Consider the following 20,713-nt stretch of genomic DNA (forward strand, 5'->3'; position numbering starts at 1 on the left):
ACTCACCCCCGTTCTGCAACGACCTCCGCCGGACCGCGCGAAAGCAGGCATCCGCCGCCTGCGACATTCGTCACGAATGTGCACTCCGACGGCGTCGAAGGCAACATTCGTGACGAATGTCGGGAGCAACAGGAGGGAAAGGGCTACCAGTCGTTGCCGACGCGAATGAGCTTCTTGTTGACGAACTCGTCCGCACCGAAACGGCCCAGCTCCCGGCCCGAGCCGGAGCGCTTCACCCCGCCGAAGGGCAGCTCCGCGCTGTCGGCGAGGACGACGTTCACGAAGACCATGCCGGCCTCGATCCGGTCGGCCACGCGCGAGGCCTGCTCTTTGTCGGTCGTATAAAGGTACGAGCCCAGGCCGAAGGGTGTGTCGTTCGCGATGCGGACCGCCTCGTCCTCGTCCTTCGCGCGGTACACCTGCGCGACCGGACCGAAGAACTCCTCCTGGGAGGCCGGGTTGCCGGGCGCGACCTCCGTCAGCACGGTCGTCTCGAAGAAGGCGCCGTTGCGACCGCCGCCGCGGACCAGCTTCGCGCCGTTCTCGACCGCGCGCTTGACCTGCTCGTCGAGGGTCTCCGCGGCGCGGAGCGACGACAGCGGGCCGAGAGCCGAGTCCTCGGAGGTCGGGTCGCTCGCCTCGACTTCTGCCAGCTTCGCCGTGAACTTCTCCAGGAACGGCTCGTACAGCTCGTCGATGACGACGAACCGCTTGGCGGCGTTGCAGGACTGGCCGCTGTTGTCCAGGCGCGCATCCACCGCGTTCTGCACGGCCGCATCCAGGTCGTCGGTGGAGAGCAGGATGAACGGGTCGGAGCCGCCCAGTTCGAGCACGACCTTCTTGAGGTTGCGTCCGGCGATCTCGGCGACTTTCGCGCCGGCGCGCTCCGAACCGGTCAGCGAGACGCCCTGGACCCGCGGGTCGGCGATGACCCTCTCGATCTGCTCGTGGCTGGCGTAGATGTTGACGAAGGCGCCTTCCGGAAATCCGGCGTCGAGGAAGATCTGCTGGATGGCCGCCGCCGACTCCGGGCACTGCTCCGCGTGCTTCAGCAGGATGGTGTTGCCGATCACGAGGTTCGGGCCGGCGAAGCGGGCCACCTGGTAGTACGGGAAGTTCCACGGCATGATGCCCAGCAGCACGCCGAGCGCCGAGCGCCGGATGATCGCGGAGCCGTCGCCGTCGAGCAGCCGGATGGGCTCGTCCTGCAGGAACTCGTCCGCGTGGTCCGCGTAGTACTCGTAGATCGCTCCGGCGAAGTCGGCCTCGGCCAGCGCCTGCTCGACCGGCTTGCCCATCTCGAGCACGATGATGTCGGCGAGCTGCTGGCGGCGCTCGGCGTGGAGCTCCCCGACGCGCCGGATGAGGGCTGCCCGTTCCTGCACGGTGGTGGATCGCGACCAGCTGCGGAAGGCGTCGTCCGCCGCGGCGATCGCCGCGTCCAGGTCGGCATCGCTGATGGTGTCGAAGGTCTTGACCGTCTCGCCGGTGGCGGGGTTGGTCACGGCGTAGCTCATGGCGCTCCTCTTCTTCGCTGAAACGGGGCCGGCCTCGCGAACGGGGACTCGCCCAACATGACAATACGTCGTGCGAGGCCACTGTGGATCGCCACCTCGTCTACATGGATCGCCTCCCCTCGACACGGCGTACAGCGCTTCCGCACCGCCTGGATCGAATCTGCGGGCCCTCGCAGCATCCTTGCCTTTACGCAAACGCAGCGTTCAATGGGCGGCACCCGCGGCGTTCACCGCGGCTGATTCGAGGAGGTGCTCGTGGAACTGGATGGAAAGGTCGCGATCGTCACCGGCGGCAACACCGGGATCGGGGCGGCCATCGTCCGATCCCTCGCCGCGGCCGGCGCCGCAGTCGTCATCGACTATGTCGCGCAGCCGGAGGACGCGGCCGATCTGGTGAAGGACATCGCCGCCGGGGGCGGCCGGGCCGTCGGAGTGGAGGCGGACGTGACGACCGTGGCCGGCATCGACAAGCTGATCGGAACGGCGGTCGACCGGTTCGGCCGGCTGGACGCCTTCGTCAACAACGCCGGCATCGAGAAGCGGCACAGCCTCCTCGAGCTGGACGAGGAGACGTTCGAGAAGGTGATGGCCGTCAACGTCAAGAGCGCCGTCTTCGGCACCCAACGCGCCGCGAAGCGCTTCATCGACCAGGGCTCGGGTGGGGTGGTGGTCAACATCTCGTCGGTGCACGAGGACTGGCCGATGCCCGGCAACCTGACCTACTGCGTGTCGAAGGGCGGGATGCGGATGCTCACCCGCACCGCCGGAGTGGAGCTCGGGCCGCAGGGCGTCCGGGTGGTGAGTGTGGCGCCGGGCGCCGTGAACACTCCGATCAACGAGCAGACCATGAAGGACGACTCCCTCCGGCAGAAGCTGGAGAACTCCATCCCGCTGCGTCACGTGGCGGACCCTGAAGAGATCGGGGACGTCGTCGCCTTCGTCGTCTCGGACGGCGGCAAGTACATGACGGCGACGACCGTGTTCGTGGACGGCGGCATCATGCACGGCAGCGTGGGTCTATGACCACGAATCGGATCGAGGACTACGCCATCGTCGGCGACCTCCACACCGCGGCGATGGTGTCTGCGTACGGGTCCATCGACTGGATGTGCCTGCCGCGGTTCGACTCCCCCGCATGCTTCGCCGCCCTCCTCGGCAGCGAGGAGGCGGGCCGCTGGAGGCTGGCGCCCGCCGGGTCCGGCCGGTGCACCCGGCGCCGCTACCGCGACGAGACCCTGATCCTCGAGACGGAGTGGGAGACGGCCAGCGGACAGGTGCGCATCATCGACTTCATGCCCGTCCGCGACCATGCCGCCGACCTGGTGCGCATCGTCGAGGGCGTCTCGGGCGTCGTCGAGATGGAGATGGAGCTGATCTTCCGGTTCGATTACGGGCACGTCACCCCGTGGGTGACGAGCACGGAGGGCGGCATCCACGCGGTGGCCGGTCCGGACGCGGTGCTCGTCACCACGGACGTCCCCCTGGCCGGCCGCGCCGAGAGAACGGTCGCCGAGTTCACCGTCGAGGCGGGGGACCGGGTGTCCTTCGTCCTCACCTGGTTCCCCAGCCACGAGCCGCGGCCGACCCCGGCGGATCCGGAGCAGGCGCTGGCCGCCACCGAGTTGTTCTGGACCCGGTGGAGCGCCCAGAGCAAGGCGTACGGACCGCACACGGACGCCATCCAGCGCTCGCTAATCACCCTGAAGGCGCTCACCTACGCGCCGACCGGCGGCATCGTCGCGGCGCCGACCACCTCCCTCCCGGAGCAGCTGGGAGGCCCGCGCAACTGGGACTACCGCTACTGCTGGCTGCGCGACGCGACTCTCGCCCTGCAGTCGCTGCTCACGGCGGGATACACCGAGGAGGCGGTGGCCTGGCGGGACTGGCTGCTCCGGGCGGTCGCCGGCGACCCGGCGGATCTGCGCATCATGTACGGCCTGGATGGGCGCCGGCGGCTCCCCGAGGAATCCCTCGAGTGGCTCGACGGCTACGACGACTCCCGGCCCGTCCGACTCGGGAACGCGGCCTCCGATCAACTGCAGCTCGATGTGTGGGGCGAGGTGCTGGACGGTCTGTCCCTGACCCGCGCGACCATCGGCGCGGGCGACGACGCGTGGAACGTGCAGCGTGCGCTGGTCGAGCACCTCGCCACGATCTGGCGGGAGCCGGACAACGGTCTCTGGGAGATGCGCGGCCCCCGCCGGCACTTCACCCACTCCAAGGTGATGTCGTGGGTCGCGGTCGACCGCATGATCCAGGGGGCGAAGCAGTTCGGACTCGCCGGTCCCGTCCGTCGCTGGGAGCGGCTGCGCGCCGAGATCCGCCGCGACATCCTGGCCAACGGATACAACGCCAAACGGAACACCTTCGTGCAGTCCTACGGCTCGACCGACCTGGATGCGGCCCTCCTGCTCATCCCCCGGGTCGGCTTCCTGCCCCCGGACGACCCGCGCGTCGTCGGGACCATCGATGCGATCCAGAAGGACCTCACCGACGACGGGCTGGTGCTCCGCTACCGGCCGCAACGCAGCGACGACGGCCTTCCCGGCGAGGAGGGCGTGTTCATCGCCTGCTCCTTCTGGATGGTCGACGCCCTGATCGGGGCCGGCCGGCGGGAGGAGGCCGAGACGCTGTTCGGACGCCTGCTGAGCCTCCGCAACGATCTCGGGCTCCTGAGCGAGGAGTGGGACCCGCATGCCTCGCGCCAGCTCGGCAACATGCCGCAGGCGTACAGCCACTTCGCCCTGGTCCGCGCCGCCTTCCACCTGCTTTCGGGCGGAGTGGCGACGACGCAGGACCGCATCCCCATCGCGAACCAGAAGGACTGAGCAGATGCCAGAACCGAACATCCTCATCCTCGGCGCCGGGTTCTCGGGCTTCACCCTCGCCCGCGGCCTCCGCCGGGACGCGGCCGCCCACCGTCTCAGGCTGACGGTGGTGGAGCCGGAGCCCTACCTGACGTACAAACCGCTGCTGCCGGAGGTCGCCGGAGGCGAGACTCTGGCACGGGACTCGGTGGTGCCGCTCCGGCGCCCGCTGAAGCATGCGGAGGTGGTGTCCGGGTCGCTGGAGTCCGTCGACACGGGGGCGAAGGTCGCCGTCGTCCGGACCCTGGACGGGACGCAGCGACCGCTGCAGTACGACCACGTGGTGTTCGCGCTCGGCGCGGTCACCCGGACGCTTCCCATCCCGGGCCTCGCCGAGACCGCGATCGGGTTCTCCAGCGTCGAGGAGGCGTCCTACCTGCGCGACCATGTACTCGACCGCATCCGCTTCGCGGCGGCCACCGCCGATCGGGCCGAGCGGAAACGCGCGCTGACCTTCGTCTTCATCGGGGGCGGGTACACCGGCGTCGAGGCGATCGCCGAGCTGCAGCGGACCGCCGCCGCGGAGTTCGAGCGCTACCGCGAGCTCGACGGGGAGCGGATGACGTGGCTGCTCGTCGAGGCCGCCGGCCGGATCGCCGCGGAGCTCACCCCGGAGCTGTCCGCCTGGACCCTCCGGCTGCTGCGCCGCCGCGGCATCCAGGTCCTGCTCCACACGGAGATGAAGAGCTGCGAGGACGGGGAGGTGGTCCTCAGCAGCGGGGAGACCTATCCCACCGACACGCTGGTCTGGGTGGCGGGCGTCACGCCGAACCCGGTGCTCGCCCGGGCGGATGTGCCTCGCGGCCCGAAGGGCCACGTGCAGTGCAACGCGAGCCTGCAGGCGGTCCGGGACGACGGAACGCCGCTCGACGGGGCGTGGGCGCTCGGCGACGATGCGCAGGTGCCGGACCTGACCGCGCAGAAGCAGCCGGCCTACTATCCCCCGAACGCGCAGAACGCGATCCGGGAGGCGCGGGTGCTGGCCGAGAACCTCCGCCGCGCGCTCGAGGGGAGCCCGCCTCTGGACTACCGCCACAAGACCCTCGGAACGCTCGCGAGCTACGGCGGGATGCGCGGCGCCGCCATCGTCCGCGGCATCCCGCTGCGCGGCCTCCCGGCGTGGGCGATCGACAAGCTGTACCACGCGATCGCCCTGCCGAGCACGGCGCGGCGCCTCCGGCTCGTCCTCGGCTGGATCGGCAACGGCCTCACGCCGCCGGACACCGCGCCCGTCGGCACGGTTCTGGACCCGCGCGGGCGGTTCCGGGAGGCGGCGGAGGCGCAGTCCCGCGAGTGACGGCCGGGCCACCGGTCCGGACCGATCCGGACCGGGCGGGATGAAAGGCCCCTGGGAAAGCCACTGACAGGGGTTCACCCGCCCCGGCGATGGTGGAACGCTTGCGGTGACGCAAACATATGGATGATCGAGGAGGTCGCGTGGGCCGGCGCAGAGCACGAGGACGGGCACGAGTACGGGTGCGGCGGGAGGCCGCACAGACGGTCCACGGGATCGACCGGCTGGTCCGCAACGTCGAGACCGGCCGCTTCGAGCGCTCCCTCTCCGGACTGACCGCGGTCAGCTCCCTCGTCACCGCGGGCGAGATCTACTTCGAGCACGACAAGGCCAGCTTCGGCGATCCGTGGATGTGGGCGCCCATCGTGCTGGGGCCGGTCGGGGCGGCGGCCGGCATCGCGGGCGTCTTCAGCCGCCGGGCCGCGAAGACCCTCCTCCCGATCGCCGCGGCCACGATCGTCGCCAACGGCATCCAGGGCACGTGGCTTCACGCCAGGGGAATCGGCCAGAAGCCCGGCGGCTGGCGCAACCTCCCCTACAACCTCGAGATGGGGCCGCCGCTGCTCGCGCCGCTCCTGGTGACGATGGTGGGCGGGATGGGCCTGCTCGCCGCGATCCTGAGGCGCGAGAAGTGACGACGACGCCCCGGGCGACCCGGCAGACGACGCCGCCCACGCAGGGGCGAGCCGACGTGCCCGACCGCTTCCCCGGCTTCCGCGTGCTCGACCAGGCGGACACCTGGGACGACGCCACCACCTCCGTCGTCTTCGCCCGGATCGGCCGTCCCGCCGACATCCGATTCTTCGACCTCCACGAGCAGGCGACCGTCACCGCCCTGTTCGACGAGGTGCTCGACCAGCGGGGCGAGGACCGCGTCCCCGTCACGGCGATGGTGGACGCGCGACTCGCCGAGAGCCAGGGCGACGGCTGGCACTACGACAGCATGCCCGCCGACGGCGACGCGTGGCACGGGACGCTCGCGGCGCTCGACGAGGACGCCCAGGCGGCATACGGCCGGTCCTTCGCCGACTGCGACCGGGACAGCAGGCACGCCCTGATGAACGCGGTGCAGAGCGGCGACGGCGACTGGCATGGCTACCGTCGCGCGCAGGTGTGGAGCCTGTGGACGCGCTACGCGTGCACCGCCTTCTACAGCCACCCGGACGCGTGGGACGAGATCGGCTTCGACGGACCCGCCTACCCGCGCGGGTACAAGAACCTGGGCGTCGGCAAGCGGGAGCCGTTCGAGGTCGCGGACGCGCATCCCGAGGCCGTGCCGTCGACCCGGCCGGCCGCTGAGGGCCCGGAACGCCCGGGTGCGCCGGGTCCCGGCCCCGGACCGGAGGCCGGCTCGTGAACGCGGTCCGCGAGAGGAACGCCTCCGCCTGGCTGCTCACGCCCGATGGATCGCGGACCCGCCCGGACCTGATCGACGGCATGCGGCGCTTCGCCGACACCGACGAGGTCGACATCGCGATCGTCGGCTGCGGCGCCGGCGGCTCCGTGCTGCTGCAGCGCCTGGCGCGCGCGGGCTGGAGCGCGGTCGCCTTCGACGCCGGGCCGTTCTGGGATCCCGAACGCGACTGGGTCAGCGACGAGGCCGGATCGCACCACCTGTACTGGACCGAGCCCCGCCAGATCGGCGGCCACGACCCGGTCCCCCTCGGCTCCAACAACTCCGGCCGCGGCGTCGGCGGCTCCATGGTGCACTACGCGGGCTACGTGCCGCGCTTCCATCCGAGCGACTTCCGCACCCGGACGAACGACGGTGTCGGCGCGGACTGGCCCATCGCCTACGACGAGCTCGCCCCCTTCTACGCGGACATCGAGAACGAACTCCCGGTCGCCGGCGAGGACTGGCCCTGGGGCGATCCCCACCGCTACCCGCACACTCCGCATCCCGTCTCCGGCAACGGCGAGATCTTCCAGCGCGGCGCCGAGGCGGCCGGCATCATGGCGAAGGTCGGCCCGGTCGCGATCACGAACGGCCGGTTCGGGCACCGCCCGCACTGCATCTACCGCGGCTTCTGCCTGCAGGGCTGCAAGGTGAATGCGAAGGCGTCTCCGCTGATCACGCACCTCCCGGATGCGCTCGAGCACGGAGCCGAGATCCGCGCCGACAGCATGGTCGCATCCATCGAGTTCGACGAGAGGACCGGCCGGGCGACCGGCGTGCACTACTTCCGCGACGGCGTCCCGCGGTTCCAGCGGGCGCGGATGGTCGCGGTGGCCGGGTACTCGATCGAGACCCCGCGGCTGCTGCTCAATTCGACGTCGCGCCGCTTCCCCGACGGACTGTGCAACGACTTCGATCAGGTCGGGCGCTACCTCATGGTGCAGGGCGCACCGCAGACCGCCGGGCGCTTCCCGCAGGAGATCCGGATGTGGAAAGGGCCGCCGCCCGAGGTCAGCACCGAGGAGTTCTACGAGACGGACCCGACGAAGCCCTACAAGCGCGGGTACTCCATCCAGACGGTGTCGCCGCTGCCGATCACCTGGGCCGAGCACGTCATGGCGCAGGGTCACTGGGGCGCCGACCTCCGCCGGTACATGTCCGACTACGTGCACTGGGCCTGCCTCGGCGCGCTGTGCGAGTTCCTGCCGCAGCCGGGCAACCGCGTGACCCTGGCGGACGAGACGGACCGCTACGGTCTGCCGGTCGCCCACTTCTCGTACTCGCAGTGCGACAACGACCGCGCGCTCGCGGCGGCGGCGCAGTCCACGATGGAGCGCATCCTGGAGGCCGCGGGCGCGCAGGAGACCATGACCGTGCAGCGCTATGCGCACCTCGTGGGCGGCGCACGGATGGGCGACGACGAGAAGCAGGCCGTCGTCGACCGCGACTGCCGGAGCTTCGCGGTCCCGAACCTGCTGATCACGGACGGCAGCGTGCTGCCGACCCAGGGCAGCGCGAACCCGGCCCTCACGATCATGGCGGTGGCCGCGCGCGCCGCGGACCGGCTGCTGGAACGCCCCGGGCGTTGACCCGGCGCGAGCCGAGGGTTGGATGGCCGGTGAACACGCGAAACGAACACACGAAGCGACGAGGAGAGACACATGACGACGGTGAGTGAATTCGTGATCGGCCGCATCCGCGAGTGGGGTGTCCGGCGGGTGTTCGGCTTCCCGGGCGACGGCATCGGGGAGTTCGACGGCGCGCTGGGGAAGGCTGAGCGGGAGGGCGACGGCCTGGAGTACATCCGGCCGACGCACGAGGAGATCGCGGCCCTCATGGCGACCGCGCACGCCAAGTTCACAGGCGAGGTGGGCGTCTGCATCGCGACGTCGAGTCCCGGTGGATTCCACCTCCTCAACGGGCTGTACGACGCGAAGATGGACAACCAGCCGGTCGTCGCGATCGTCGGCCAGCAGGGCCTGGACGCGTTCGGCACCTCCAATCAGCAGGAGAGCCACCTCGAGCGCACGTTCTCGGACGTCGCGGCCTACGTGCAGACGATCGTGTCGCCGGCGCAGGCTCAGGCGGTGGTGGATGCGGCGTTCCGCATCGCGATCACGCGGTTGCAGCCGTGCGTGATCATCTTCCCGCACGACATCCAGGGCGAGGAGATGGTCGAGCCGGGGAAGAAGATGTGGGTCTCGCGCTCCAGTGCGGTCGCTCCATCCACCGCCCTCGCCGCGCCCCCGGACCAGTTGCAGGCCGCCGCGGACATCATCAACGCCGGCGAGCGCGTCACCTTCCTGGTCGGCCACGGGGCGAACGGTGCGACCGAGGAGGTGCTGGAGGCGGCCCGGCTGGCGGGCGCCGGCGTCATCACGACGTTGCGCGGGAAGCAGGTGGTCCCCTCCGATGTGCCGTTCCACACCCAGCAGCTGGGGCTGCTCGGCTCGCGGCCGAGCTTCGAGCAGATGAAGGACTGCGACACCCTCGTGCTCCTCGGTACGAACTACCCGTACGGACAGTTCCTGCCCGCCACCGGGCAGGCGCGCGGCATCCAGATCGACCTGCGGCCGGAGCAGCTGGGCGTCCGCTACCCGACCGAGCTGAGCATCTGGGCCGATGTGAAGACCGCGCTGGCCGAACTCATCCCCCTCCTCCGGCAGAAGGAGGACCTCTCCTGGCAGGAGAAGGCGGCAGCGGAGATGCGGGACTGGGAGGACGAGCTCGCCGCCCAGGCCGAGCAGGCCTACGACGACGGTGTCAATCCGCGCCGGGTGTACTACGAGCTGAACAAGCGCCTCCCCGCCGGTGCGATCGTCACCGCCGACGCCGGAACGACCGCCGACTGGTACGGCCAGCACATCCGGCTCCGCGACGGGATGCGCGGCGACCTGTCCGGCCGCCTCGCCACGATGCTCGCGGCCATGCCGTACGCCGAGGCGGCGAAATTCGCGTACCCGGACCGCACGGTGGTCTGCACCATCGGCGACGGCGCCTTCCAGATGCTCGGGATGAACGAGCTGATCACGATCAAGAAGTACCTGAGCCGGTGGAGCGATCCGAGCTTCATCATCCTCGTGCTGCACAACGACGACCTCACCCAGGTGTCGTGGGAGATGAGGACGGAGGACGCCAATCCGGTGTGGTCCACCTCGCAGGACGTCGAGTCCGTCGACTACGCCGGCTGGGCGCGTCTGCTCGGGTTCAACGGCATCACGGTCGAGAGCGACGATGACATCGAGGCCGCCTGGGACGCGGCCTTCGCTCACCGCGGTGTCACCCTGATCGACGCGCACACCAGCAAGAACGTGCCGCCGCTGCCGCCGCACATCACGGCCGAGTTCGCCAAGAACACGGCGTTCGCCCTGCTGAAGGGCGACCCGGACGGCTTCGAAGTGATCAAGGACTCGGCCACGTCGCTGGTCACCGAGGGCGTCGAGCGGGTCAAGAACGCCCTCCACCGGGATCGCGGTGACGATGACGAGTGACGGCGGGTCGCGCATCCACTCGATCGCCGCGGACGCGTACCTGGTGCCCACGGCGACCGGAGGGAAGGAGCGTCCGGAGAGCGACGGGACGATCACCTGGAGCAGCACCGGCGTCCTCGTGGTCCGGCTGAGCGGGGGCGGGGAGACCGGCCTCGGCTACGCGTACACGTCTCCGTCGGCGCTCGGGATCGTCCGGGACGTGCTGTCCCGGGTCGTCCTCGGAGCGGATCCCCGCGACACAGCGAGGACGTTCTGGGCGATGGCACGGTCGGTCCGCAACGCCGGGTGGCCGGGAGTGGGCGCCAGCGCCGTCGCCGCGGTGGATGTGGCGGCGCACGACCTCGCCGCCCGCCTCGCCGGCGTGTCCCTCACGCAGTACCTCGGCGGAGCGCACGACACCATCGCCGCGTACGGGAGCGGCGGCTTCACCGACTACACGGATGCCGAGCTGACGGATCAGTTGGGTTCGTGGGCCGCGGACGGCATCCGGGCCGTGAAGATGAAGGTGGGGACGCATCCCTCGGACGATCTGCGGCGGGTCACGGTGGCGCGAGAGGCTATCGGTGACGGGGTCGAGCTGTTCGTGGATGCCAACGGGGCCTACGAACGGAAGCAGGCTCTCGCGCTGGCCGAGCGGTTCGTGGAACAGGGCGTCACCTGGTTCGAGGAGCCCGTCTCCAGCGACGACCGCGACGGGCTCCGCCTGCTGCGCGACCGGGTGCCCGCGCCCATCCGCGTGGCCGCCGGCGAGTACGGGTACGTGCCTGCCGACTTCCGCGACCTGTTGACGGCGGGATGCGTGGATGTGCTCCAGGCGGACGCGACACGGTGCGGGATCAGCGGCTTCCGCGCTGCAGCGGTCCTCGCGCAGGCGTTCGGCCTGCCGCTCAGCGCGCACACCGCGCCGGCGCTGCACGCCTCGGTCGCGGCGGCGGAGGACGTCGCGATCAACGTGGAGTACTTCCACGACCATGTGCGCATCGAGCGGATCTTCTTCGACGGGGTTCCGGCTCTGCGGGACGGGTCGCTGGTGCCCGACCGATCGGCGCCGGGGCACGGGCTCGCCTTCCGCGAGGCGGATGCGGAACCCTACCGGGTCGATACGTTCAGCGACCGCGCTGAATGACGCGGTGGTCTCGGCGGGTCACTTCTCGTTCTCGGTGTGGCCGTGCTTGTGCCCGTGCTCGTGCCCGTGCTCGTTGGTGTGCGTGTGCTCGTGCTCGGTCGGCTCGTGCTCGGCCTTCGGGTAGTTGCCGATGCGCTGGTGTGTGCTGCGGACCAGCGGTTCGTGCCCGTCCCGCTCCGCACCGATGTAGGTGCCGGCGATGTCGGGTTCCGGCCCCACCCCGTCGTGTTCGGTGTACTGCCCGTGGACTCCCCGTGGCTCCGGAGTCTCCGGGTCCACCTGGGTGTAGCGGCCCTCGAGCCCGTCCCGTCCGTTCTCCTGGACCATGGTCATCGCCTCCTTGTTTGCGATGGCGCAATTATCCCACTGATCGACGCGCAGAACCATGGATGCGCAGCTATTGCACTACCGCAACGGATTCGGGGTAGAAAAGACACGTGAGCAATGACGAACAGATCGAGGCCGCCCTGGGAGCCGCCGACGTGCTGATGCGCGTCGCGGCACGCTCCGTCATGGAGGTCGAGGACGTCGTGACGTCGCCGCAACTGCGGGTGCTCGTGCTGATCGCCACCCACGGCCCGCGCACGCCGGGCGACGTCGCCGCCGAGCTCGGCATCCACGCATCCAATGCGACCCGCCTGAGTGAGAAGCTCGTCCGGGCAGGACTCGTCGAACGCCAGGGGGACGCCGCCGACCGACGCTACGTCCGCCTCCACCTGACGGGACACGGCCGGAGCCTCGTGGAGCGGGTGATCGACCACCGGCGCCAGGCGATCGCCGACGTCCTGGCCGCCATGCCGACACCCTCCCGCGCGGCGGCCGCCCGCGCCTTCGACGCCTTCGCGCGAGCCGCCGGCGCCGCACCCGCCGACGACGGCCGCTTCACCCTCGTCCCGCCCGCCGCCGACTGACGCCTCGCCATCCCGGCCTTCATGTTGCTCCAGCTTGTGCAGGAGATTCGAACGAACACCGTTCGAATCTCCTTCACTACTGCCATTCGAAGGAGATTCGACACCCGATCTCCTTCGATACGCCCCGGCGGAAATGCAGAAGGACCGTCGCCGACACGAAGTGTCGAGGACGGTCCTTCTGCGCTCAGAGCTGAGCGGTGTTACGGCACGAGGGTGAGGAGCAGGTCGTCACCGGGGGCGGTGGGGACGAAGTCCGCCTCGATCTCGGCGCGGTCGAGGAGCTCGTTCATACGGCGCTGACGCTGCTTCGGGATGAGGGTCACGACCGTCCCCTGCTTGCCGGCGCGGCCGGTGCGGCCGGAGCGGTGCAGGTAGGTCTTGTACTCATCCGGAGCATCCGCCTGGATCACCAGGTCGATGTCGTCGACGTGGATGCCGCGCGCGGCGACATCCGTCGCCACCAGGACGTTGACACGGCCACTCGTGAGCTGGGCCAGGTTGCGCGTGCGGCGCGACTGGTTGAGGTCTCCGTGGAGGCTGACGGCCGGGATGCCGGCGTCGTCCAGCTGGTCGGCCAGCATCTCGGCGAAGGCGCGCGTACGGGTGAAGACCAGGGTCTTGCCGTCGCGGTCGGCGAGCTGCTCGATGATCGCGCCCTTGTCGCGGTGCTCGATCACGAGGACACGGTGGTCGATGGTCGAGGACGCCTGGTCCTCGCCCGCCACCTCGTGCACGGCGGGCTCGACGAGGAACTCGCTGACCAGCTGCGCCACACCCGAGTCGAGGGTCGCCGAGAAGAGGAGCTTCTGGCCGCCCGCCGAGGTGAGGCGCAGGATGCGCTGCACGGGCTCGAGGAAGCCGAGGTCGCACATGTGGTCGGCCTCGTCGAGGACGGTGACCGCAACCTCGCTCAGGTCGAGGCGACCCTGCTCCACGAGGTCCTCGATGCGTCCGGGCGTGCCGATGATGATGTCGACGCCGCGCTGCAGCGCACCGACCTGGCGGGCCTGGGGCACGCCGCCGTAGATCTGCGTGGTGAAGAGGCCGACGCTGCGCGCGATCGGCTGCACGGTGCGGTCGATCTGCAGGGCGAGCTCACGGGTCGGGGCCAGGATGAGCGCACGGGGAGCGCGGCCCAGCTGGCGCTTGCCGCCCGACTTGCCCTGGTCGGCCCAGAGCTGCATGAGGCGCTCGACGAGCGGCGCGCCGAAGGCGATGGTCTTGCCGGAGCCGGTGCGGCCGCGGCCGAGCACATCCTTGCCCGCGAGCACGTCCGGGGCGGTGGCGGCCTGGATCGGGAACGGCTTGTCAGCGCCGAGCTCGGCGAGGGCGCGGACGACGTTGCCACCGAAGCCGAGGTCGGCGAAGGTCACGCCCACCACGTCATCGGCCTGGATGGCGTCCGCCTCGAGTCGCTCGAGCACGACGTCCTCACCGGCGGTGAAGGCCGGCTTCTCGTCGCGCGACGGGTAGAAGGAGGAGTCACGACGGGGACGCTCGGCGCGATCGTCGAAGGAACGGCGCGGCCGGTCGTCGTACTCGCGGCGGGGACGCTCGGCGCGGTCAGCGAAATCACGACGGGGACGGTCGGTGCGCTCAGCGAAGTCGCGGCGCGGACGCTCAGCGCGGTCGTCGAAGGAACGGCGGGGACGCTCGTCGGCGTCACGGCGCGGACGCTCGGCCCGGTCGCCGAAGTCACGACGCGGACGGTCGGCAGCATCGCGGCGAGGACGCTCGGCGCGGTCGTCGAACGAACGGCGCGGGCGGTCGTCATCCCGGCGGGGACGCTCGGCACGGTCGTCGAACGAGCGACGCGGACGGTCGTCATCCCGGCGGGGACGCTCGGCACGGTCGTCGAACGAGCGACGCGGGCGGTCGTCGGCGTCACGGCGGGGACGGTCGGTGCGGGCACCGAAGTCACCACGCGGACGGTCGGTGCGGGCACCGAAGTCACCACGCGGACGGTCGGCACGGTCGTCATACGACCGGCGCGGACGGTCGTCGCTGTCACGACGGGGACGGTCGTCTCGCGGAGCGCGCTCCTCCCACACGCGCTCGGTGCGGCGCGCATCCTTTCCGCGGGGCTCCCAGTTGGGGCGCTCGCCACGGCCGCGGCCGGCGTTGTCGTCGCGGGTGCCGTAGACGGCACGACCGCGCGCGGCGCGGTCCTCGGTGCTCCAGCGGGCCTTCTTGCCGGCAGCCGCCGGCTCCTCGGCGCGGTAGCCGCGGTGGCTGGGGCTCCTGCTGCCGCTCTTGGGTGCAGCACCGGAGGGCTGCGATCGTCGGTCCTTGTTGTAACCGGGCATGGATGTTCTTCCTGGGTTCATGTCGAGTGCGCGGCGGCACGCCGCAGCGCACCGTATGATTCCCGGGCGATCTGTGTCCGGGGCCGTTCACGATTGTGTGATCCATACCGCTGATCGGGTAGGGAACCGGCCCGCTTGACTGACAAACCCATCCGCGCAGAACGCGCAGTGTCAAGAGCCGACCTGCCAACACTAGTGCACGGACGCTGAGAACGGGCTGCTGATCGGCATCGGAACGCGGGGAGCGGCGGGGTATACAGGGAGGTATGAGCGCCTCCGCCAGCAAACAGCTCGACGCCGTCGTCATCGGATCGGGCCCGAACGGGCTGTCCGCTGCTGTCACCTTGGCACGAGCCGGGCTCTCCGTCCGGGTCTACGAGCGTAACGCGACGGTCGGCGGCGGCCTGCGAACCGAGGAGTTGACCCTTCCCGGATTCCTCCACGATGTGTGCTCGGCGGTGCATCCCCTCGCCCTCGCATCGGGGTTCTTCCGACGGTTCGGGCTGGAGCGGCGGGTGCCGTTCATCGTTCCGACGGCCTCCTACGGCAACCCTCTCGAGGGCGGGCACGTCGCAATGGCGTACCGCGACCTCGAACGGACCGCCGACGGTCTCGGCGTCGACGGGCCCACGTGGCGTGCGCTCTTCGGCCCGTTGGTCCGCGAGGCGGATGCCGTGGCCCAGTTCACCGGTTCGCAGCTGCTTCAGCTACCGCGGCATCCACTGGTCGCTGCCCGCTTCGCGCTCTCCGCTCTCGCCCAGGGCGGGCCGTGGTGGGACCTGCCCTTCCGGACGGAGGCGCCTGGTGCGCTGCTCGCCGGGACGTTCGCCCATACGACGGTCCCGCTGCCCAGCCTCGCGGGCGCGGCGGCCGGGCTCACGCTGGCCACCTACGCACACGCGCGCGGCTGGCCGGTCCCGGTCGGCGGCAGCCGGTCGATCGCGCAGGCGATGGTCGACGACCTGCGGACGCACGGCGGGGAGATCGTGGCGGATGTGCCGGTCGAGTCGCTCGCCGAACTCCAGGATTCGCGGGTCGTCCTCTTCGACACACACGTGAAGGATGCCGCCCGCCTCGGCGAGGACCGCCTGTCCCCGGGCTACCTGCGCCGCATCTCCGGGTTCCGCGACGGCAACGGCGTGTTCAAGGCGGATTTCGCTCTCTCCGGCCCGGTGCCGTGGACCGATCCCGAACTGTACGAGACGGCCACGGTTCACCTCGGAGGTTCGCGCTCGGACGTGGCCCGCGCGGAACAGGCGGTGGCCGCCGGCCGGCAGTCCGATCCGCCCTACGTCCTGCTCTCGCAGCCGAGCCTGTTCGATCCGTCCCGCGCTCCCGCCGGCAAGCATGTCCTCTGGACGTACACGCACGTTCCGCGCGGCTCCACCGAGGACCGCACGGAGGCGATCATCCGTCGCATCGAGCAGTTCGCGCCGGGGTTCCGCGATCTGATCATCGGCACCTCGACCAAGAACGCCGTCCAGATGGAGCAGCAGGACCCGAACTACCGCGGAGGCGACATCTCCGCCGGTGCGCCCGACCTCATCCAGCTCGTCGCGCGGCCCGTCTTCTCGAGCGAGCCGTGGCGCATGCCCGGCCGGGGGCTGTACCTCGCGTCGTCCTCCGCCGCGCCGGGACCCGGCGTGCACGGGCTCAGCGGCTACTACGCCGCTCGCAGCGCCCTCCGCCACGAGTTCGGCTTCACCCGGATGCCGGACCTCGCGCCTGCGCCCGACCAGCTGTTCGCGCCACCGTCGGCGACCGCCGATCCCCTCTATCCCGCCGAGTTCCCGGAGCAGTGACCATGTCCGTCAACGTCCGCCTGATGACCTGCACGCCGGATCAGGTGTTCGCCGTCCTCGCCGACCCGTGGGTGTACCCGACGTGGGTCGTCGGGGCCTCGCGCCTGCGCGCCGCCGATCGCCGCTATCCCGCCGAGGGCTCCCGCCTGCATCACTCCGTCGGGGTGTGGCCCCTCGTGCTGAACGACGAGACCCGGGTCGACGTCTGGGACCCGCCGCGGCGGGTGGTGCTCGAGGCGAAGACGCGGCCGTTCGGCACCGAGCGGGTCATCATCGACGTCAAGCCGAGGAGGGGAGGCTGCATCGTGCGGATGGAGGAGTACCCGTACTCGGGAGCGGTCACGCGCCTCCCCGGGGTGCTCGCGGACTCCCTCCTGCACCTGAGGAACGCGGAGGCTCTGCGCCGCCTGGAGTGGGTGGCGCGAGGGCGCGCCGCCGCCTGACGACGCGCCCTCGCCGGGTTCGCAGTCCTGACCCCTACCCGGCGGAGACCGCCTTCGCGTGGTGCTCGCCGGAGGACTCCACCGAGATCTTCCGCGGCTTCGCGCGCTCGGCCACCGGGATGATGACGCTCAGCACGCCGTTGTCGTAGGTCGCGGTGATGCCGTCCGGGTCGACGTCGTCGCCGATCGTGAACTGGCGCATGTACGCACCGGAGGGCCGCTCCTGTGCAAGCCACCGGGCTCCCTCGCGCTCGGCGCCGCTGCGCACCGCGCGGATGGTGAGCAGGTGGCCGTCCACATCCACATCCACCGAGGCCGGGTCGGCGCCGGGGAGGTCGGCGTTCAGGATGTAGCGGTCGCCCTCGCGGAACAGGTCTACCGGCATCACGCGCGGTTGGCGGCTGGTGTCGAAGACGCTCTGTGCGATCCGGTCCAACTGGGAGAAAGGATCGAACGACATGGCCATCAGATGTACCCCTCTCTTGTCGAAATCAGCTGGTGAGAGGGCCTTTATGCCTCTCTCTCGGCCACAGATTTTAGCACTCTTGGCGGAGAGTGCCAATGTTTTGCGAGCATCGAGTACGCAAGTCTTGCCGCGCGTGCGGTGGGACGACCGCCCGGCTAGCATCGAGGAATGCGGACCGAGATCCGACCCGAGCCTCCCCGCCAGCCGGACATCGTGGAGTTGCTGCGGCTCAGCGACGCCTTCGCGCTGTCGCTGTACCCGCCCGAGAACTGTTTCCTGCTCGACGTCTCCGAGCTCGAGAAGCCCGGTGTCACCGTGTTCGTCGCCCGGGTCGACGGCCGCGCGCTCGGGATCGCGGCGCTGGTCGTCGGTGCCATCCCCGACTGGGCGGAACTGAAGCGGATGTTCGTGCACGAGGATGCGCGCGGTCAGGGGGTCGCGCGCGCCCTGCTGGCCGCGGTCGAAGGGGCCGCCCGGGAGGCCGGCATCCCCGAGCTCCGCCTGGAGACGGGGACCCTGCACGATGCCGCGATGGCGCTGTACGAAAGTGCGGGCTACCAGCGCATCCCGAACTTCGGTCAGTACGTCGACGGCCCCGACTCCCTCTGCTACGCCAAGCCGCTGGGCGTGCCCGCCCGGTAGCCGGTTCTCCCCCGCGCTGGCGTCAGCTGCCGCGGATGCGACGGGACAACTCGGTGGCCGCATCCCGCACATGCGCTGCCAGCGCATCCCATCGCTCCGGCGGGATGCTGTCGCGCGGGAAGGTCACCGCGATTCCGGCCGCCGGCCAGCCGGCGTGATCGCGGACCGATACCGCGACGGACGCGAAGCCGGGCGTCACGTCCCCGTCCTCGGTCGCGTAACCGCGCTCCCGCGCCTCGGTGACGACCCGGCGCAGCTCGGCGTACGAATGCGGACCCGAGCCGGTGCGGTCCTCGAAGGCGTCGGAGTCCGGGTAGAGCGCGCGGAGCTGCTCGCGGGGCAGCGTCGCGAGCAGCGCCCGGCCACTCGCGGTGAGGTGGGCCGGGAGCCGCACCCCGACATCCGTCACCAGTCGCGGTCGTCGCGGCGCCCGCTCCTCCACGATGTAGACCACGTCGCGGCCGTGCAGCACCGCGACGTGACCGGACTCGCCGATCGCGTCGACGAGCGCCGCCACGATGGGCCGGCCGAGACGGCTGAGCGGCTGCTGCCGAGAGAACGCGCTCGACAGCTCATACGCCGCGACGCCCAGGCCGTACCGCCGGGCCTCGGGGAAGTGCAGCACGAAGCCGTGTTCGGTGAGGACCGTGAGCAGGTGGTACACGGTCGAGCGCGGGAGTCCGAGCGCGGCGGCGATCGCGGCCGCGGGCGCCGGTCCGCGCTGGGCGCCGAGGTAGCCGAGGATGCGGAGGGTGTTCTCCGCGGCGGGCACCTTGCTCATCCCCACACCTCCCGGCTGCAGTCGCGTCCGTCTGGGATCCCGGACACGTCTGAGCCTACGCGTGCAGCGCCCGGGCAGGCGCCCGACGAGGATCGGACCATGCTCCAGACACAGACCACCGTCACCGTCGGCGCCGGGCCTCTCCGCGTCGAGGACGTCGTCGCCGTCGCCCGCCACGACGCCCGCATCGGACTCGATCCGGACTCCCTCGACCAGGTCGCCGCCTCGCGCGCCATCGTCGAGGCCCTGGCCGACGACACCGAACCGCACTACGGCATCTCGACCGGCTTCGGCGCCCTGGCCACCACATTCATCCCCGCCGACCGACGCGCCCAGCTGCAGGCCAGCCTCGTCCGCTCCCACGCCGCAGGGTCAGGGCCCGAGGTCGAGCGCGAGGTCGTCCGGGCGCTCATGCTGCTGCGCCTCTCCACTCTCATGACGGGACGCACAGGAGCGCGCCCGGAGACGGTCGAGACCTACGCCGCGCTGCTCAATGCAGGCATCACGCCGGTCGTGCACGAGTACGGCTCGCTCGGCTGCTCCGGAGACCTCGCGCCGCTCGCGCACTGCGCACTGGCCGCCATGGGGGAGGGAAAGGTGCGCGTCGACGGCGAGCTGCTCGACGCGGGCGACGCCTTGGCCGCCGCGGGCATCCGGCCGGTCGTCCTCGCCGAGAAGGAGGGGCTCGCCCTCATCAACGGCACCGACGGGATGCTCGGGATGCTGGCTCTCGCCATCCACGATCTCCACGGGCTGCTGACCGACGCCGACATCGCGGCGGCGATGAGCGTGGAGGCGCTGCTCGGGACCGACGCGGTGTTCGCGGACGACCTGCAGCGGCTGCGTCCGCAGGCGGGACAGGCGGTCTCGGCCGCGAACCTGCGTGCGCTGCTCGCCGGCTCGCCGCTCGTGGCCAGTCACAAGGGACCGGAGTGCACGCGGGTGCAGGACGCGTACTCGCTGCGCTGCTCCCCGCAGGTGCACGGCGCCGCCCGGGACACGCTCGCGCACGCGGAGCTCGTGGCATCGCGCGAGCTGGCGTCCGCCGTCGACAATCCGGTGCTCACCCTCGATGGGCGGGTGGAGTCGAACGGCAACTTCCACGGCGCGCCGGTGGCGTACGTGCTCGACTTCCTCGCCATTGCCGTCGCCGATGTGGCCAGCATGTCCGAGCGGCGTACCGACCGCTTCCTGGACCCGGCACGCAACCAGGGCCTCCCGCCGTTCCTCGCGCAGGAGGTCGGCGTGGACTCCGGCCTGATGATCGCCCAGTACACCGCCGCCGGGATCGTGTCCGAGCTCAAGCGGCTCGCGGTGCCGGCGTCGGTGGACAGCATCCCCTCGTCGGCGATGCAGGAGGACCACGTGTCGATGGGATGGGCGGCCGCCCGCAAGCTCCGTCGCGCCATCGACGGACTGGCCCGCGTGATCGCGATCGAGGTGATGACCGCGGCACGTGGCGCCGACCTCCGCGCACCGCTGCAGTCCGGCCCCGCGACAGGCGCCGTCATCGCGGCCCTGCGCGCCCGGGTCCCGGGTCCCGGACCCGACCGCCACCTCTCCCCCGAGATCGAGGCGACCTACGCCCTCGTCCACTCCGGCGCCCTCCGCGCCGCCGCGAACCTCCCCTGACCCTGTCTCTTATACACATCTGACGCTGCCGACGACGGA

Annotated in this window: 18 protein-coding genes; 13 read left to right on the forward strand and 5 right to left on the reverse strand. The window is 70.9% G+C overall.

Annotation, left to right across the window (positions count from 1 at the left end; all coding sequences use genetic code 11):
* Nucleotides 1-143: 143 nt before the first annotated feature.
* Entirely contained in the window at nucleotides 144-1,517 is a 1,374-nt protein-coding gene (locus ACPYOG_RS13250) for an NAD-dependent succinate-semialdehyde dehydrogenase (RefSeq protein ID WP_481294659.1), read from the reverse strand.
* Between the two features lie 255 nt (nucleotides 1,518-1,772).
* On the opposite strand from ACPYOG_RS13250, the gene ACPYOG_RS13255 reads away from it, so the two are divergent.
* The 8 genes from ACPYOG_RS13255 (at nucleotide 1,773) to ACPYOG_RS13290 (ending at nucleotide 11,691) form a co-directional block, all read left to right on the forward strand.
* Nucleotides 1,773-2,540, forward strand: a complete 768-nt coding sequence (locus ACPYOG_RS13255) for an SDR family NAD(P)-dependent oxidoreductase (protein WP_481294660.1) — start codon at nucleotides 1,773-1,775, stop codon at nucleotides 2,538-2,540.
* Nucleotides 2,537-4,345 (forward strand): glycoside hydrolase family 15 protein, encoded by a 1,809-nt coding sequence (locus ACPYOG_RS13260; protein ID WP_481294661.1) that lies wholly within the window; start codon nucleotides 2,537-2,539, stop codon nucleotides 4,343-4,345. The genes ACPYOG_RS13255 and ACPYOG_RS13260 overlap by 4 nt, the downstream gene beginning before the upstream one ends.
* A gap of 4 nt (nucleotides 4,346-4,349) precedes the next feature.
* Entirely contained in the window at nucleotides 4,350-5,681 is a 1,332-nt protein-coding gene (locus ACPYOG_RS13265; protein ID WP_481294662.1) for an NAD(P)/FAD-dependent oxidoreductase, read from the forward strand.
* A 140-nt stretch (nucleotides 5,682-5,821) separates the two neighbouring features.
* Entirely contained in the window at nucleotides 5,822-6,313 is a 492-nt protein-coding gene (locus ACPYOG_RS13270) for a hypothetical protein (RefSeq protein WP_481294663.1), read from the forward strand.
* Nucleotides 6,310-7,035, forward strand: a complete 726-nt coding sequence (locus tag ACPYOG_RS13275; protein ID WP_481294664.1) for a gluconate 2-dehydrogenase subunit 3 family protein — start codon at nucleotides 6,310-6,312, stop codon at nucleotides 7,033-7,035. Before ACPYOG_RS13270 ends, ACPYOG_RS13275 begins: the two co-directional genes overlap by 4 nt.
* Entirely contained in the window at nucleotides 7,032-8,663 is a 1,632-nt protein-coding gene (locus ACPYOG_RS13280; RefSeq protein WP_481294665.1) for a GMC family oxidoreductase, read from the forward strand. The genes ACPYOG_RS13275 and ACPYOG_RS13280 overlap by 4 nt, the downstream gene beginning before the upstream one ends.
* A gap of 72 nt (nucleotides 8,664-8,735) precedes the next feature.
* Nucleotides 8,736-10,565 (forward strand): thiamine pyrophosphate-requiring protein, encoded by a 1,830-nt coding sequence (locus tag ACPYOG_RS13285; RefSeq protein WP_481294666.1) that lies wholly within the window; start codon nucleotides 8,736-8,738, stop codon nucleotides 10,563-10,565.
* Nucleotides 10,555-11,691 (forward strand): enolase C-terminal domain-like protein, encoded by a 1,137-nt coding sequence (locus tag ACPYOG_RS13290; RefSeq protein ID WP_481294675.1) that lies wholly within the window; start codon nucleotides 10,555-10,557, stop codon nucleotides 11,689-11,691. The genes ACPYOG_RS13285 and ACPYOG_RS13290 overlap by 11 nt, the downstream gene beginning before the upstream one ends.
* An 18-nt stretch (nucleotides 11,692-11,709) precedes the next feature.
* Here ACPYOG_RS13290 and ACPYOG_RS13295 read toward each other — a convergent pair whose 3' ends face one another.
* The gene (locus ACPYOG_RS13295) at nucleotides 11,710-12,024 is read right to left on the reverse strand and encodes a hypothetical protein (RefSeq protein WP_481294667.1); all 315 of its coding nucleotides are present in this window, start codon (nucleotides 12,022-12,024) and stop codon (nucleotides 11,710-11,712) included.
* A 104-nt stretch (nucleotides 12,025-12,128) separates the two neighbouring features.
* Between ACPYOG_RS13295 and ACPYOG_RS13300 the strand changes: the two genes are divergently transcribed.
* A complete protein-coding gene (locus tag ACPYOG_RS13300) occupies nucleotides 12,129-12,602 on the forward strand; it encodes a MarR family winged helix-turn-helix transcriptional regulator (protein WP_481294668.1) in 474 nt (157 codons plus the stop codon).
* A 200-nt stretch (nucleotides 12,603-12,802) separates the two neighbouring features.
* On the opposite strand, the gene ACPYOG_RS13305 is transcribed toward ACPYOG_RS13300, so the two are convergent.
* Nucleotides 12,803-14,908, reverse strand: coding sequence for a DEAD/DEAH box helicase (locus ACPYOG_RS13305; protein ID WP_481294669.1), 2,106 nt, complete (start codon nucleotides 14,906-14,908; stop codon nucleotides 12,803-12,805).
* A 266-nt stretch (nucleotides 14,909-15,174) separates the two neighbouring features.
* On the opposite strand from ACPYOG_RS13305, the gene ACPYOG_RS13310 reads away from it, so the two are divergent.
* Nucleotides 15,175-16,710: a phytoene desaturase family protein gene (locus ACPYOG_RS13310; RefSeq protein ID WP_481294670.1), complete on the forward strand. Its 1,536-nt coding sequence runs from the start codon at nucleotides 15,175-15,177 to the stop codon at nucleotides 16,708-16,710.
* Nucleotides 16,711-16,712: 2 nt separating this feature from the next.
* Nucleotides 16,713-17,153, forward strand: a complete 441-nt coding sequence (locus ACPYOG_RS13315) for an SRPBCC family protein (protein WP_481294671.1) — start codon at nucleotides 16,713-16,715, stop codon at nucleotides 17,151-17,153.
* 34 nt (nucleotides 17,154-17,187) lie between these two features.
* On the opposite strand, the gene ACPYOG_RS13320 is transcribed toward ACPYOG_RS13315, so the two are convergent.
* Nucleotides 17,188-17,619, reverse strand: a complete 432-nt coding sequence (locus ACPYOG_RS13320; RefSeq protein WP_090040676.1) for an Hsp20/alpha crystallin family protein — start codon at nucleotides 17,617-17,619, stop codon at nucleotides 17,188-17,190.
* Between the two features lie 168 nt (nucleotides 17,620-17,787).
* Here ACPYOG_RS13320 and ACPYOG_RS13325 point away from each other — a divergent pair, with 168 nt between their 5' ends.
* Nucleotides 17,788-18,261 carry a GNAT family N-acetyltransferase gene (locus ACPYOG_RS13325; RefSeq protein ID WP_481294672.1) on the forward strand — a complete coding sequence of 158 codons (474 nt, stop codon included), beginning with the start codon at nucleotides 17,788-17,790 and terminating at the stop codon, nucleotides 18,259-18,261.
* Nucleotides 18,262-18,283: 22 nt separating this feature from the next.
* Here the strand turns inward: ACPYOG_RS13325 and ACPYOG_RS13330 are convergent, their stop codons facing one another.
* Complete coding sequence (locus ACPYOG_RS13330) at nucleotides 18,284-19,042, reverse strand: IclR family transcriptional regulator (protein ID WP_481294673.1); 759 nt, start codon at nucleotides 19,040-19,042, stop codon at nucleotides 18,284-18,286.
* 99 nt (nucleotides 19,043-19,141) lie between these two features.
* Here ACPYOG_RS13330 and hutH point away from each other — a divergent pair, with 99 nt between their 5' ends.
* Nucleotides 19,142-20,674, forward strand: a complete 1,533-nt coding sequence (hutH, locus tag ACPYOG_RS13335) for a histidine ammonia-lyase (protein ID WP_481294674.1) — start codon at nucleotides 19,142-19,144, stop codon at nucleotides 20,672-20,674.
* Nucleotides 20,675-20,713: the final 39 nt, after the last annotated feature.

This window comes from Leifsonia sp. HAY1-4F, from assembly GCF_056755275.1.